This is a genomic window from Lacticaseibacillus zhaodongensis, assembly GCF_009687905.1.
Classification (GTDB): domain Bacteria; phylum Bacillota; class Bacilli; order Lactobacillales; family Lactobacillaceae; genus Lacticaseibacillus; species Lacticaseibacillus zhaodongensis.
This window is the reverse complement of the sequence record NZ_BLBG01000002.1, coordinates 175684-189538: the sequence shown is the minus strand read 5'-3', so window position 1 is coordinate 189538 and position 13855 is coordinate 175684. Positions and strand designations below refer to the sequence as shown.

General features: G+C 52.8%; 12 protein-coding genes. 4 read left to right on the top strand and 8 right to left on the bottom strand.

Going from position 1 to position 13855, the window contains the following annotated elements:
* The first annotated feature begins 54 nt into the window (after positions 1-54).
* Positions 55-2799 (top strand): transglycosylase domain-containing protein, encoded by a 2745-nt coding sequence (locus GN107_RS03365; RefSeq protein ID WP_155288045.1) that lies wholly within the window; start codon positions 55-57, stop codon positions 2797-2799.
* Positions 2800-3149: 350 nt separating this feature from the next.
* Here GN107_RS03365 and ccpA read toward each other — a convergent pair whose 3' ends face one another.
* Entirely contained in the window at positions 3150-4163 is a 1014-nt protein-coding gene (gene ccpA / locus GN107_RS03360; RefSeq protein WP_155286439.1) for a catabolite control protein A, read from the bottom strand.
* 216 nt (positions 4164-4379) lie between these two features.
* On the opposite strand from ccpA, the gene GN107_RS03355 reads away from it, so the two are divergent.
* Positions 4380-5483: a M24 family metallopeptidase gene (locus GN107_RS03355; RefSeq protein WP_155286438.1), complete on the top strand. Its 1104-nt coding sequence runs from the start codon at positions 4380-4382 to the stop codon at positions 5481-5483.
* A 73-nt stretch (positions 5484-5556) separates the two neighbouring features.
* Here the strand turns inward: GN107_RS03355 and GN107_RS03350 are convergent, their stop codons facing one another.
* The 3 genes from GN107_RS03350 to GN107_RS03340 form a co-directional block, all read right to left on the bottom strand.
* Entirely contained in the window at positions 5557-6204 is a 648-nt protein-coding gene (locus GN107_RS03350; protein ID WP_155286437.1) for an HAD hydrolase-like protein, read from the bottom strand.
* A 148-nt stretch (positions 6205-6352) separates the two neighbouring features.
* Positions 6353-6850 carry a YtxH domain-containing protein gene (locus tag GN107_RS03345; protein WP_155286436.1) on the bottom strand — a complete coding sequence of 166 codons (498 nt, stop codon included), beginning with the start codon at positions 6848-6850 and terminating at the stop codon, positions 6353-6355.
* A gap of 11 nt (positions 6851-6861) precedes the next feature.
* Complete coding sequence (locus GN107_RS03340; RefSeq protein ID WP_155286435.1) at positions 6862-7290, bottom strand: DUF948 domain-containing protein; 429 nt, start codon at positions 7288-7290, stop codon at positions 6862-6864.
* A gap of 166 nt (positions 7291-7456) precedes the next feature.
* Here GN107_RS03340 and GN107_RS03335 point away from each other — a divergent pair, with 166 nt between their 5' ends.
* Positions 7457-8326, top strand: coding sequence for a mechanosensitive ion channel family protein (locus GN107_RS03335; protein WP_155286434.1), 870 nt, complete (start codon positions 7457-7459; stop codon positions 8324-8326).
* A 56-nt stretch (positions 8327-8382) separates the two neighbouring features.
* On the opposite strand, the gene cbpB is transcribed toward GN107_RS03335, so the two are convergent.
* Entirely contained in the window at positions 8383-8862 is a 480-nt protein-coding gene (cbpB, locus tag GN107_RS03330; RefSeq protein ID WP_155286433.1) for a cyclic-di-AMP-binding protein CbpB, read from the bottom strand.
* A 196-nt stretch (positions 8863-9058) separates the two neighbouring features.
* Here cbpB and GN107_RS03325 point away from each other — a divergent pair, with 196 nt between their 5' ends.
* Positions 9059-9790: an MIP/aquaporin family protein gene (locus GN107_RS03325; RefSeq protein WP_155286432.1), complete on the top strand. Its 732-nt coding sequence runs from the start codon at positions 9059-9061 to the stop codon at positions 9788-9790.
* Positions 9791-9864: 74 nt separating this feature from the next.
* Here the strand turns inward: GN107_RS03325 and GN107_RS03320 are convergent, their stop codons facing one another.
* From GN107_RS03320 to GN107_RS03310, 3 genes are all read right to left on the bottom strand, one after another.
* Positions 9865-11733 carry a putative glycosyltransferase family protein gene (locus tag GN107_RS03320; protein ID WP_155286431.1) on the bottom strand — a complete coding sequence of 623 codons (1869 nt, stop codon included), beginning with the start codon at positions 11731-11733 and terminating at the stop codon, positions 9865-9867.
* A gap of 243 nt (positions 11734-11976) precedes the next feature.
* Complete coding sequence (locus GN107_RS03315; protein WP_155286430.1) at positions 11977-12846, bottom strand: hypothetical protein; 870 nt, start codon at positions 12844-12846, stop codon at positions 11977-11979.
* Complete coding sequence (locus GN107_RS03310; protein ID WP_155286429.1) at positions 12836-13717, bottom strand: hypothetical protein; 882 nt, start codon at positions 13715-13717, stop codon at positions 12836-12838. Before GN107_RS03310 ends, GN107_RS03315 begins: the two co-directional genes overlap by 11 nt.
* Positions 13718-13855 lie beyond the last annotated feature (138 nt).

Genomic DNA, 13855 nt, shown 5'->3' with positions numbered 1-13855 from the left:
ACTGTATGGCATTTTCATCCTCTGGTATAATGAACGGACAGAGGTGCACTAATTTTGAATAATTTATGGAATAGCCTGAAAAAGGCCTTAAATAGGTCATCCAGATCGCAGCACACAAGCGGTGCGGACGCGGAGCATAGTGACGTTACCAGCCGCATGGCCCAGCGTCAGCAGCACCGCACAAAACGTAACCCGCAAAGTCCAGACGAGAATGCACTGCCCCCGTTCAGCCGGGAGACTTTGTGGCTTTATATTGATACTGGACTCCAAACCATGCGCGGCCTCATTGTCGCCGTGGTTGTGGGGCTCATTGTTTTGGGCTCATTGGGCTTGGGACTGGGGCTCGGCTATTTTGCGTCCATCATCGACAAAACGCCAGTGCCCACGCCCACGGCACTCCGGCGGTCAATCAATAACGCCGATAACTCCGCGACCATGTACTACGCCGGCAACGTGAAACTGGGTGACGTCCGGAGCGATTTAGTTCGTAAAACTGTGCCCCTGAACCAGATGTCGCCGTGGGTGCAAAAGGCTATCGTTGCGACTGAAGACGAGGACTTCTTCAAGCACAGCGGGGTCATGCCTAAATCTCTGATCCGCGCGGTGCTGTCCTCCGTCACCGGTATGGGCGGCCAAACTGGTGGGTCCACCCTCACGCAGCAACTGGTCAAAATGCAGCTGCTTTCCAGTGAAACTACCTTCAAGCGGAAGGCCCAGGAAATCATGCTCGCCCGGCGCGTTGACCGCTACATGAGCAAACAGGCCGTTCTCAACGCCTACCTGAATGTCGCCACACTCGGTCGTAACAATAAGGGGCAAAATATCGCCGGGGTCGAAGCTGCGGCTGAAGGCCTGTTTGGAACGACCGCCGCTAAGCTCAACATCGCGCAGGCTGCCTTTATCGCCGGCCTGCCGCAAAGCCCGTTTGGTTACACGCCTTACACCACTAGCGGCAAACTCGGCGACCTGAAACCTGGCCTCGCGCGCCAGCGAACCGTTTTGTTCCGCATGTACCGTTCCGGCTACATCAACCAGCAGCAGTATGATCAAGCCAAGGCTTACGACATCAAAACCCACTTGCTACCGCAAGACCACGTCCAAGCCAGCAAGGATTCTAGCGATTACGCATACAACGCTGTGCTCAGCCAGGCCGAGAGCATTATTGCTAAGCAGCTGGCTAAACGGGATGATGTGTCCACTAGTGATTTGAATGCTGACGCTAATCTCTATAGTCAGTACTTGGTTCAGGCATCATCATTGCTGCGGACTAAGGGTTACCAAATCCACAGCACCCTCATCCGGCCCGTTTATCAGCAAATGCAGACGACTATGGAGAATTACAAGAGCACCTTCGGGACCGCACACACTTACTCCTACACCGATCCAAACACTGGAGAAGAGAAAACCACTACCGAGCCCGCCGAAAATGGCACCGTGCTCTTGGACAACCACACTGGCGCTATTCTTGGTTTCGTGGGTGGCGTCAAGCCAGGGGTCAACCACATTTACACTACTCGGTCCCCTGGTTCGACTATCAAGCCGATCCTAGTTTACGGGCCGGCCGTGCAGAACAAGTTAATCGGTTCAAACACAATGCTTGCGGACTTCAAGACCAACTTCAAGAGTTACTCCGTGACCGACTACGGTGGTGTAATTCAAAACAAGTTTATCCCTGCAAGTAAGGCCCTAGCGGAATCTTACAACATCCCCGCAATCAACCTCTACAACGCCGTGCGCAAGAAAATCAACGTCAAGGCCCACATGCGCAAGCTTGGGATCAACACCCTGACTAATAACGACTATTCACAACTTGGTCTGGGTTTAGGGGGGACTGATTATGGGGTCACCCTGGATGCCCAAGCAAGTGCCTTCTCCACTTTTGCCAACCAGGGCAAGCACGTCACTAGCTACATGATTTCCGACATCACTGACCCAACCGGCAAAATCATCTACAAGCACAAGGTTCACGGTAAACAGGTCTTCAGCAAGGGCACGACCTACATCATGAACAAGATGCTCAAGGGGGTCGTTAGCGACGGGACTGCTACCTCACTGACCGGGACATTAAACTTCAACAGCAACAAGTTGATTGGTAAGACCGGGACCAGTAACGATTACCGGGACATCTGGTTCATCGGGAGCACCCCGGGAGTCACCCTCGCCAGTTGGATGGGTTACGACAACAATTACGGTCAGACCTTCGATATGAGTTCCAGCGGTAGTGCCATTAATCAGCGCTACTGGGCCGCCCAGATGAATCAAATTTACAGTCTGATTCCAAACCGGCTCAAGCTCAACGAACAACTGCACCGGCCAAGCACCGTCAAGAGCGTGTTGGTCAACGCACAGACGGGGATGCCGAACGGAACCGTTACGCATAACGGCACGCCGATCACAACCAGTGGCAACACCGTTGAAAGCCTCTACGACGACTGGACCCCTGGCCACGTCACGAATCAGTTCGGGATTGGCGGGAGTACTAGTGACTACAACTTGTTCTGGGACCACCTGCTCGGCATTAGTAATAACTACGGTGTCGAAACTGGCGGTGACGGGCTGAGTTCGACCACTAGCTCGCAAACCACCAACGACAACACTGACGGGGCTAATGGTAATACAACTACTGCTAGTTCCAGCAGCAGTAGTTTCTCAATGCCTAGTTTCAACTTCTCCAGCAGTTCCAGTTACAGTGCGCCAGCGGCAAGTAGTAGCAGCGTCGCTAGTTCGGCAAGCAGCATTCCGGAAGCAAGTGCGTCTAGCACCAGCCCGGCTGAAGGAACTGCAACCGAAAAACCATAAATCAAATGTGCAGATGCCAAATGGGGCCAGGAAAATGTTCCTGGCCCCATTTGTGGACCTTGGGAATGGATTTTTAATGCAGAGTGTGTGAAACCGTTACATTCACACAACACGATGTTTACATTCGCCGCCTATACTGAGTTTGTTGCTTATAAAAGCACTCACGGAGGTGGCGCAGATGCAATTATTATTGCTTTGGTTACGGTTCATGGCCGCAATGGCAATCTTAATCATCATCATTAACGGTGGCTATTATTGGCTCCACCGTTAGTACTAGCCATCAGTTTTGTGCAAAATAATAGCGCGGCACCGAATCAATATCGGTAGCCGCGCTATTATCTTCTCCGCAACTAGTCCTTAGCAGGCTTCGTTGAATCACGCTGGGTAATGTCATAGCCGAGCATGATGGTCTTTTCTTCGATATCTTCCTTGTTCATCATCTTGGTGAGCAGGCGCATTGCAACAGCACCGATATCGTAAAGCGGCTGGTCGATGGAAGTCATCCGCGGCCGGCTCATTTCGGTGAGCTTGGTGTTGTTGCTGGCGATGATTTCGAAATCATCAGGAACCGTCAGGCCGGCATCGCGGGCGGCGTTAAGCACCCCGATTGCAACCTCATCATCAGCGACGATTGCTGCAGTTGCCTTTGCCTTTTGCAACTGCTTGAAGATGGCCAGGCCAGCCTGGTAGCTGTATTCGGTCTCGAAGACGAGACTTTCATCGTATTCAGCGCCAGCCTTTTCAAGGGCCTGCTTGTAACCCTTGAGCCGGTACTGACCGTTGATCGGTTCGTCCAGTGGGCCGGAGATAAACGCGATGCGCTTGTTGCCGCTAGCAAGGAGCTGCGCGACCGCGTTCTCAACTGCAGACACGTAATCGATGTTGACGCTGCCCATTTCCTTCTTAGCATCGATCGAGCCAGCGAGAACAACTGGCGTCTTGCTGCGGTTGAATTCAGTGCGAACTTCATCACTGACTTGGTGGCCCATGTAAATCAAACCGTCAACCTGCTTAGCAAGCAGGTTGTTAACAACCTGAACTTCCTTCTTGCTGTTCTCATCTGAGTTCGCTAGGATGATGTTGTACTTGTACATCGCAGCAACGTCATCGATCCCCCGGGCCAGACTGGAGAAGAACATGTTCGTCACGTCAGGGATGATTACCCCAACCGTAGTTGTCTTCTTGGATGCCAATCCCCGTGCGACTGCGTTTGGCCGGTAATCAAGACGATCAATGACCTCCAGAACCTTCTTGCGGGTAGCGGGCTTAACGTTTGGGTTCCCGTTAACAACTCGTGAAACTGTGGCCATTGAGACGCTAGCCTCACGTGCCACGTCATAAATGGTAATTGTCTGCTTTTCCATAGTACTTCAGTAATCCTTTCACATATCTCAAAATTTTCGAATTCGTTCAATCTCGTTCGTTTTCAAGATTAACAAAGTACCGCGCCAAATGCAAGCGTTTACTGATAATCAGATGGATTTTTTCAAGCAAGTTTCTGAAACTCCGTGGGGACGCTTGCTGTGCTATACTTGGCTAACAATCATCACCGCTCAACACGGTGCAAGGAGGAACTTTCAATGAACTCACATTTGCAAAGTCTAATTAACTGGGTCCAGGAACAGCACTTGGATATTGCTTACATTAGCAATCCCACTAACATTAATTACTTTAGCGGCTTCTATCAGGAACCCGAAGAACGCGTGACCGCCCTCTTTGTTTTTCCTGACCAGGATCCATTCCTGTTCACCCCGGCTCTATCTATCGAGGCCGTCAAGAAGGCTGGCTGGCCCTATGATGTCTATGGCTACCTCGACCATGAAGACCCATTTGCACTGATTGCTGAACACATCAAGGAGCGCGTTGCCGAACCAACAAGTTGGGGCATTGAGAAGGATGATCTGCCCGTTTTCCGCTTCGAAGCAATCATGAAGCAATTTCCTAGTGCGACCTTCCCTGCAGATGCATCCCGCTACATCGAGCGCGCCAAGTTGATCAAGTCGCCTGATGAAATTGCGCTGCTCGAAGCCGCCGGACGCGAAGCTGATCAGGCCTTTGCAGCCGGTTTTGCCGCACTGCGCACTGGCATTACCGAACAGGCCGTAGTTGCCGAAATCAACTACACAATGATGAAGGCCGGCGTCATGAACATGAGTTTTGACACCATCGTTCAGGCCGGTGCCAACGCCGCTAACCCCCACGGCGGCCCGGAACTTAACAAAATCGAATCCGGCCAGATGGTCCTCTTCGACCTCGGAACCGTCCACAAGGGTTACATCAGTGACGCAACCCGGACCGTGGCGTTTGGTCCCATCAGCGACAAGCAGCGTGAGATCCACCAGGTCTGCCTTGAAGCCAACCTGACCGCCATGGACGCGGCCCGGCCCGGAATCACCGCGGCGGAATTGGACAAAATTGCCCGGGATATCATTACCAAGGCCGGCTACGGCGAATACTTCAACCACCGTCTCGGTCATGGGATCGGCACCAGCACCCACGAATTTCCATCCATCATGGAAGGCAATGACCTGGTTCTGGAACCAGGAATGTGCTTCTCCATTGAACCCGGGATTTACGTGCCCGGTTTTGCAGGCGTCCGGATCGAGGACTGTGTGCACATTACCCCTAATGGCAACGAGCCCTTCACCCACACCACTAAGGAATTACAAACTTTCAGCGACTAAACTCACGTTAAACAAAGCAAACGGCCCCGAACATCACGTTCGGAGCCTTTTTTGCGTTACAGGTTTCAATGGTTTAGATCAAGGCGCCGACTGCACTCCGCACCTCGTCTGGTGTGTCGACAATCAGGCTGGCACCGGCTTTCTGCAATTCTGCCCGGTCGCCAAAACCGTACGTCACCCCGAGGGTTTTGACTGCGTTGTTGCGGCCCCCCTCCATGTCCGTAAAGCGGTCACCGATCATCACGCTCTCGGCCTTATTTGCACCAGTCTCCTGGAGCGCGTACGCCAGCACGTCCGTCTTCGTCACGCGGGTCCGTTCATCTGGTGACGCCCCGAACTCACCGGCGAACAGGTCGGTCAGATCAAGGTGCTTAACGATCCGCTGAATCATATGCTCCGGCTTAGAAGAAGCGACAGCGAGCTTATAGCCATCCCGCTTCAGTTGTTGTAAATCACGGGTCACTCCAGGGTACAGTTTCAGCTCAAAAATACCCTGCTGATTGTAGTAGTCTTGGTAAGACTTGATTCCGCGCGTCACGTCCATCCCGGGGAAGTATTTATGCATACTGTAAGAGAGGCTTGGCCCCACCCAATCGCGATACTGCGCCGGCTGAAGGGGGTGTAGCCCCATTTCCTTGATCATGTACTTGATGCCGTTAGTAATTCCCTCTTCGGAATCAGCGATGGTCCCGTCAAAATCGAAGAACAATGTTTTTGCCATTTTATGAATCTCCATTATCAATTAATTAGTACTGAGCAACACGTGCCATAAGGATACCGCATTTTTGCCAGCTAGTGCAAAATAAAACGGCTGTCCGGCATGAACGTACATGCCAAACAGCCGCCCTCAATTTACTTTGATTACTAGATTACTTAGCGTCTTCTGCAGCCGCAGCGTCAGCGCTAGGTTCATCCTCGGCAGCTGGTGCCGGTTCAGCAGCTGGTGCTGGCTCCGCATCCTCGGCCGTTGGGGTCGCCTCGTCCTTAGCCTGCGCAAAAGCACTCTTGCCGTCCACAACGATGTCATCAAAGTCAGCGTCGTCATCCTCGGCATCGTCACTTGAATCAGTTACGGCGCCCCGCAACTCAGCGGTTTCTTCGTCATAAGTATCAAGATCGATGTCCTCGTCCTTGTGCAGCTTCGTCTTCAAACCCGTAACGAGTTCCTCAGCACTGCTGCGCAGGTCGCTGGTGGCATCCTTAGCGTATTCGTAGTAGTCTGTGGCCCGGTCACCCAACTGGCTGCCACTGTCCTTCAGGCGCCGTTTGAGCTCATCTGTGCTCTTTGGTGCAAGCAGGTAGGTCGTTACCAATGCGGATGCGGTTCCCAGAACAAATCCCAGTACGAAGTGATTACTCTTTGTCATGATGAATCCTCCTATTTGCTTTTCTTCCCAAGCTGATTCCTTAGAATTGAGAAGGCCGTTTTACCGGCCTTAATTGCCACTGAACTCTTCGCTGATGTGGCAGTGTTGCCAACCCGTTCGCTAAGGTCCCGCGCAGCCACGTTAAGATCAGAGACGCTCTCGCCCAGATCTCCCATCGCCTTGAATACGGGGTCAATTGTTGCGACTTTCCCATTAACGTCTTCCAGCAAGTCGTTGGTCTTGACGAGCAGCGACTCCACCTCGTGCGTCAGGGTACCGAGTTCGTCGTTAACAACGCCAAGCGTCCGGCGGGCCTCACTCACTGTTGGTTTTACTTCCTTGATTGTCCGGCTAATCTGCCAGCAAACTACCATTACTGCTAGGGCAATGATGAGGAATGCGATTGCTGCAATTATTCCTGCGACCTGTCCAAGTGTCATGCCACACCATCCTTTCTAGATTCGTGAACTTACCACAAGAATATCATCAAAAGAAGACGCATTCAATTTTTATCGCCGCTTTTGTCGCAAAATGCAACAGGTGGATGGTTTTACCGCAGAGTAGCATCTGCTACACTATATAGGACAGTTACGGGAGGACTCAGATATGCAAAATTCGCTTAGTGGCATCTACGCCCAGGTAGCGACATCTAAACACTGGTTACGCTTTTTTCAACGCATCAATTGGCAGACGCTTGGGGATAAAATTTTCAGTGCCGCAATGCAGCTGCTGATTGTTACTGTTGTCTTCATCATTTTACTCCGCGGCGGCCGTTACCTTGTGCGCCGCTCCTTCCGCCACTATAAAGTCCGCGTTGGTGCAAACGGCCGCGTTGACACCATGGCCGCACTCAGTCAAAACACGCTGAGTTACGTGCTCGTGTTCTTCTACGTTTACAGCGCCCTCACGATTGTTGGTGTGCCTGTGGGAACCCTGATTGCCGGGGCCGGAATCGTCGGTTTAGCAGTCGGCTTTGGGGCGCAGGGCTTCGTCAGTGACCTCGTCAACGGCTTCTTCATCATCATGGAGGGTCAACTGGATGTTGGTGATTCCGTCACAATCGGCGAAATAACCGGCACCGTGACCGCTGTGGGTCTGCGCACCACCCAGATTGAAAGTAGCGATGGCACGCTGAATTACATCCCCAACCGCAACATCACGATTGTCCGCAACCTCTCGCGCAACGCGATGAAAATTACCGTGGACATTCCACTGGCAAACGCTGGTGACACCCCGCAAGTCGAGACGATCGTTAAGGACGTCAACGCCCACCTGGCTGATCAAGCAAACTCCCTGACCGCTCCGCCGCAACTGCTCGGCCTCAGTACCGCCAAGCTCGGACTCAGTTACCAGGTGCTGTTAACCACCGCTCCCGGCGCCCAGCTGGGCATGCAGCGGCTTTATCTGACCGCCTACGTTGACGCACTAAGCAAGGCCGGCATCGATCTGCGGACGGACATGCGCAACCCGCAATAATAATCCGACAATAATTATGGCCCCCGAGCTTTTTACGCTCGGAGGCCATTTTGATATTAGTGATTCAACGCGTGCTTAGCTACCAGCTCGTATTCTTTATCTAAGTTGTGGACCAAGAAGTTCAGACTCTTCATCCACTCCTTACGCGTGACGATGCCGGTGAATTCACCCCGATCATCAACTACGGGCAGGAATGGATCGTCAACCAGGAGGTGCATGACTTCCTCAACGTCATACGGATTTTGCACCGTGACCACGTCTTGTTGCATGACGTCGGCAACACAAAGGTCGTCCAGCTTATCAACGTTGAGCTTGTCCATGCCGAGCATTGTCTCGGTGATCATCGGCATCGACAACAAGCCTTTAAACTGATCGTCTTCGCCCAACACCGGAATTTTTGAGTACCGCACCTTGGTCAGAACCAGGAACGCATGCGTCAACGAATTGTCCTCCTGAACACTGGCAACCTTTGAAGCAGGAATCAGGAAGTGCTCCTTATTTTCCAAAAGCATGGAACTTATCGCTGTGTCTATCATTGAATCAACCTTCCTTTGCCTGGGAAAACATTATGTCTATCCGTCTAGTTTACGCGAATTAGCAGCAAAATGCAGTAGGCAGCGCTAACATTCAAGCATTCTTCAAATTTGTCCTGACATGGAACTTCTTTTTTGATAAGCTTAACCATGTTTTGATTAATTGACATATATATATTCACTTAGGAGGATATTAACTTTGGACTACTCACTGGGAGTTAGACTCGCAGCTGAATTCATCGGAACGGCGATTATGGTCATTCTCGGTAACGGCTCCGTAGCCAACGTAGATTTGAAAGGGACTAAGGGTAACGGTTCTGACTGGATGCTCATTGCAGTCGGTTACGGTTGTGGGGTGCTCATCCCCGCCCTCATGTTCGGCTCCATTTCCGGGAACCACATCAACCCCGCCTTCACCATCGGCCTTGCCGTTTCCGGCCTGTTTCCATGGAGTGAAGTACTGCCATACATTCTGGTTCAATTCGCCGGCGCCATTGTCGGCCAACTGCTCGTTGTTGCGGCCTACAAGCCTCACTACGACATGACCACCAACACGCAGCACGTGCTCGGTACTTTTGCCACCATTAACGCTACCAAGAGCAAGTTTAACGGTTTCGTGAACGAATTCCTGGGCACTTACATTCTGACCCTCGGGGCATTCGGGATCACCCATGCACCCTTCTTCGCACACAACGCCGGAACCGCCAACTTCGGGGTCGGCTTCCTGGTCGCCGTGCTGGTTGCCAGTCTGGGTGGCCCCACTGGCCCCGCTCTGAACCCTGCGCGTGATCTCGGTCCCCGTCTCGTCCACGCCTTCCTGCCACTCAAACACAAGGGTTCCTCCGACTGGGGTTACTCTTGGGTTCCGGTTCTCGCCCCAATTTGCGCCGGCATCTGTGGCATTGCGACCTACAAGTTCTTCTTCCTTTAGGATCAGTAAAATTAACATTCGCCCTTAAAAACAAACAGCAGCAGTTCCGGCAAAATCCGGAGCCGCTGCTGTTTTTAGTTCTGCTTAGCGTATTGCCAGGCCGTGCGCTTCCGCCAGCAGAACAGTCCTGCCGCCAGTAAGATCGTCGCCGCCCAAATGTAAGGTGTCATCTTTAGCAAGAACTGGGTCCGCTGCGCCGGCTGGTAACGAATTTGCACGATGTTCCGGCCTTTGCGCTGCCAGGTCGTGATGGCCCCGATATCGCTGCGCTCGTAATCTGCCTTGCGCAGTCGGTGCCCATTAATCGTAACCAGGCTGTGGTTGTACTTAACAATCGGGAGCTGCACAATGTCCCGCTTCTTAGCCAGCCACTCCAGCTGCAGGCCCCCATTTTGCAGCGGCGTCTTAACGAAGTAACCATTCGGTGCAATTAATTGCTCATAATAAATTGCGTAGGGACTATCCGCATTGATCACTTGGCCCTGTAACTTGTAGGCTTTAGCGTCAATTTTGTTGCCGATCTGCCCGGTCGGAGCCGTTTCTGGGGTCGTGATCAGCACGCTCTGCTTGTGATAGAGCTCATACTGATTATTATCCTTGAACCAACGAACGGAAGCAGTAGGGACCGGCAAGTAGTCCGGCGTCCCCTTGGCGGCCATCTGCAAGCCGCTACCCAAATCCTTACTCATGAAGGCTGTCCGTACATCATCCATCGTCACGGCGTTCAGCGTCACACTGGATTGGGATTGCATGACTTTGGGCTTGTTCCAGCTTTCAGCGCTGCTCTCGACATTGGTGAGGGTCTGGTAGGCCAAAAAGACGATTCCAAGCCCAATCAAGACGCGGAGGAGCCGCTCCGGCCACCCAACATTAGTGGTGCCGGACTGGCCCTGCTGCACACGGCGGCTGAGTTCGGTCAACGACATGCTGACGGCCCCCAGCAGCAAAATCGCCGCCACGCTGGCCAGTCGAGATGGAAACTGCAGGTAAGACCCCAGCACAGGCCACTTGGCAACGATGTGGTTCCACGGAACTAAGGGACTTGCTGCGATTAGAAAAGCTCCCCCGACACCGGTCAGCATGCCTTCCAGCACCGTTTTGTGTTTACGCACGCAAAAATAAATTATCTGCATAGTAAAGAGCAAACTGCAGACAATTCCTAAGCTACCACCTAGTGTCCCCCGCCCGTAACTACCCAAGGATAGCTTCGTGGTGTAGGTTCCTGAATTCAGCGGCATGTAGGGGGCCAGAACGTGATTGCTGGTGTAAACCTCCAGTAATGCGCCCCAAACGTTGGCGGTGAGCGCGGCACAAAGCAGCACGGCGAGGAGCAGGTCTAGCACCATCCGGCCGCGCCTTTTACTAAGGATGAAACCGGCAATCGCGAAGGGAACCAGCGCGATGGTAACCAAAACTGAGCTGAGGACATGGGTCTGCACCAGAACAGCCATGCCGACTGCCAGTGGCATTACCGGTACCGGTCGCGCGTGGTCGGTGACCATGCGCACGCCAGCGATGAGCACCCAGGGCATGATTGCCGCCCCCCAGGCCATGAATTCCTGGGTAGTCAGCCAGCTAGGCACCCAGCCGGAAAGCATATAAATCAAGGCAACGCTGCAGGCCCAACCCCGCGCCGCTTTTGTCCGCCGGGCCAGCAGATACATGCCACTACCGGCAATGAACTCGAGCAGCACCCCTATCACCAATTCGAACTTAAACCAGCCGCCAAGGTGGAGCAATAGCCAACCAAATATGTATGCCAAATACGGTCCGTAGAGGGCGTTTACGATCCGCCCGGACTGCTGAAAACCGAAGTTACTCTGAAAGTAGCTGAAGTGGTGGGTCTTAATTTGCATCGCGGCTTCATAGAAGCGGTTAAAATGAAATAGCGAATCAACCCCCAGAATAATACTGTGGTTGAAAAGCTGCGGTAATAAGACCATTACACTGACCAGCCCAATCATAATCAGGGGCCACAGCCGTTTTAGTATGCTTCGGGGAGATTTGACTTGCACAATTACGCCACCATTTCTACTTTTTTACGAATAATCCTAAGTTTCAGCTTACCCGAAAAGCGCGTGAATTATTAGCCTTGCTTGCTAATTTTTACGAAATAATCATACATCGGCCCGTCCACATAAAAATGGCCACGCAATTTCACAATTGCACGGTCATCATTCAATTCTTCATTCACCTTTACTTGCGCTGAGGCGTTCGGGCCGAATCGCCGCGTAATCGTACACGATTGGCGTTGGGGCCAATGGTAAGCGTCGTTGTAGTGTCTGGCTGATCCGGTCCTCATTACTAATCGTGACATCAATCGCCCTGTAGTGCTTAGCGGCGTACGCCAATACAAATGGCAGCAATTGCGTAATCTCGGGTTCTTCGCCGCCAACCAATTGCAGTTGGACCCCAGTTTGCGGCGCGTGCGCGAGCACCGCAACCGCCGTGATCGTACTGCGCTTAACGATTGCTACTGGTGCATCGTGCAGCTGCAGCGGCTCCAATTGGGCCCACATCGCACTGGTACTGAGCACTGACGGGTGCAAATGGTGGAGCTGATTCTGGCGCCAGAACACCGCGGCGGCAAAATCATCACGCAACCGCGGCCGCCCAGCCAACTCACTAAAGGTCAGCACCCGACCAGCGTTGAGCGGATTCGGAGCAATTGTGCAGTCACTTAGGACCAACTCCGCCTCGGCCCGACTGCCGACTTCCCGGAAGTGTTCATTTTCAATCAACCACTCCACGAATTCTGAATGTTGCCCGGCCCCCCGAACCAGGAGTAATTCGTTCGGTTTGGCTTTTGCCCACAAATTATCGATGATTTTGCGGCCATAACGGAGCGCCACATCCTTGCCTGGGCGCAGGTAACCCACAAATTGCAAGATCCCGGGTTGGTTGTCTTCACGCCACATCGTCCACACCGCCAGTAATTGCCCGCCATGGGTCAGTGCCCGCACCGGCCGTTGCGGTGTGAAGCGCCGGCGAATCGTTTCTGGAGCAAAGGCCAGTAGTCCCTGAATATCGGCGTAATCGATTTTTTTAATGTGCATTCAGCCCGCCCCCAATCGCAACATTCATCCGCACGTAAATTGCTAGTTCCGGGACGTCCTTAAACGGGTATGAGTTGTGGACGAACCGTTCATAAACATCGGTCGATGAAAATTGCGCGTGCAGCACTTGTGTGTGCTCCTGTGCATATTGCAGAACATGCGGCAACAGTTCGCGCATGTAGTGCACATCTGTCGCCCACGCCCAGCTCAGTGTAAGTTCACCTTGCTGGTCCCGCCGCAGCAAAACGTATGCCTGCACGGCACCGTCATCAACAATCACCACTGGGGCTGCCTGTTCCCAGCCCCTAAGAGCCAATTCGGTCCACGTGTCGGGGTCAAAAGCAATCACGGGGTTGTCCCGCCTGGTGTATGCGAACTGTTGCCAAGTCAGTCGGACAAAATCAACGCTCAGCTTAGCATCCGCCTGCAACTCGGTCCCAGTAAGCAGCTGGCCCCGGGTCAACGCCCCGGGTACGGCGAGCGGTAACTGTTTCAGGTTCAAACTGGTGCTGACGCGGCAGCGAGCGTTACTAAAGCCCTGCTTCACGAGCCAGTCCATAAACTCTGTTTGCGGGTTGTAATCTGCAAACACCAACCCCCGATACTGACGCGCCGCCTGCATCAGGTCGCCAATAATTTCCGGACCGACCAGCGTGAAGTCAGAGATATAGCTCGCGCTGACCACGGCAAACGCGAGTAAGTATGGGTGCAGGGGCACCTGCCAGCTGGTCCACGCCGCAACTAACTTGTCGTGCACAAACAAACCGCGCAGATCCGCGCTGTACTGATTGATGTCTAAATACATTCGATCCCGTTTAGAGTAGTGCTGCAACAGGCTCTGCACTTCCTCAAGGCTGATTGGTCTAATCATCAGCAATCCTCCCCAAAAGCCGCTGCCAAAGTCCCACCGGCTTCTTAATCATCAGACTAGCAATATTTAGTTTCATATTAGCGCAAATTGTTAAAAAAAGAACCGGTAATCACCGGTTCCCACAAAATTTACTTTCTG

Coding starts and splice junctions, on each gene's coding strand:
- GN107_RS03315 (WP_155286430.1), bottom strand. CDS start 12,846: ATGCACATTAAAAAAATCGATTACGCCGATATTCAGGGACTACTGGCC.
- GN107_RS03320 (WP_155286431.1), bottom strand. CDS start 11,733: ATGGTCTTATTACCGCAGCTTTTCAACCACAGTATTATTCTGGGGGTT.
- GN107_RS03310 (WP_155286429.1), bottom strand. CDS start 13,717: ATGATTAGACCAATCAGCCTTGAGGAAGTGCAGAGCCTGTTGCAGCAC.
- GN107_RS03345 (WP_155286436.1), bottom strand. CDS start 6,850: ATGACAAAGAGTAATCACTTCGTACTGGGATTTGTTCTGGGAACCGCA.
- GN107_RS03355 (WP_155286438.1), top strand. CDS start 4,380: ATGAACTCACATTTGCAAAGTCTAATTAACTGGGTCCAGGAACAGCAC.
- GN107_RS03335 (WP_155286434.1), top strand. CDS start 7,457: ATGCAAAATTCGCTTAGTGGCATCTACGCCCAGGTAGCGACATCTAAA.
- cbpB (WP_155286433.1), bottom strand. CDS start 8,862: ATGATAGACACAGCGATAAGTTCCATGCTTTTGGAAAATAAGGAGCAC.
- ccpA (WP_155286439.1), bottom strand. CDS start 4,163: ATGGAAAAGCAGACAATTACCATTTATGACGTGGCACGTGAGGCTAGC.
- GN107_RS03340 (WP_155286435.1), bottom strand. CDS start 7,290: ATGACACTTGGACAGGTCGCAGGAATAATTGCAGCAATCGCATTCCTC.
- GN107_RS03350 (WP_155286437.1), bottom strand. CDS start 6,204: ATGGCAAAAACATTGTTCTTCGATTTTGACGGGACCATCGCTGATTCC.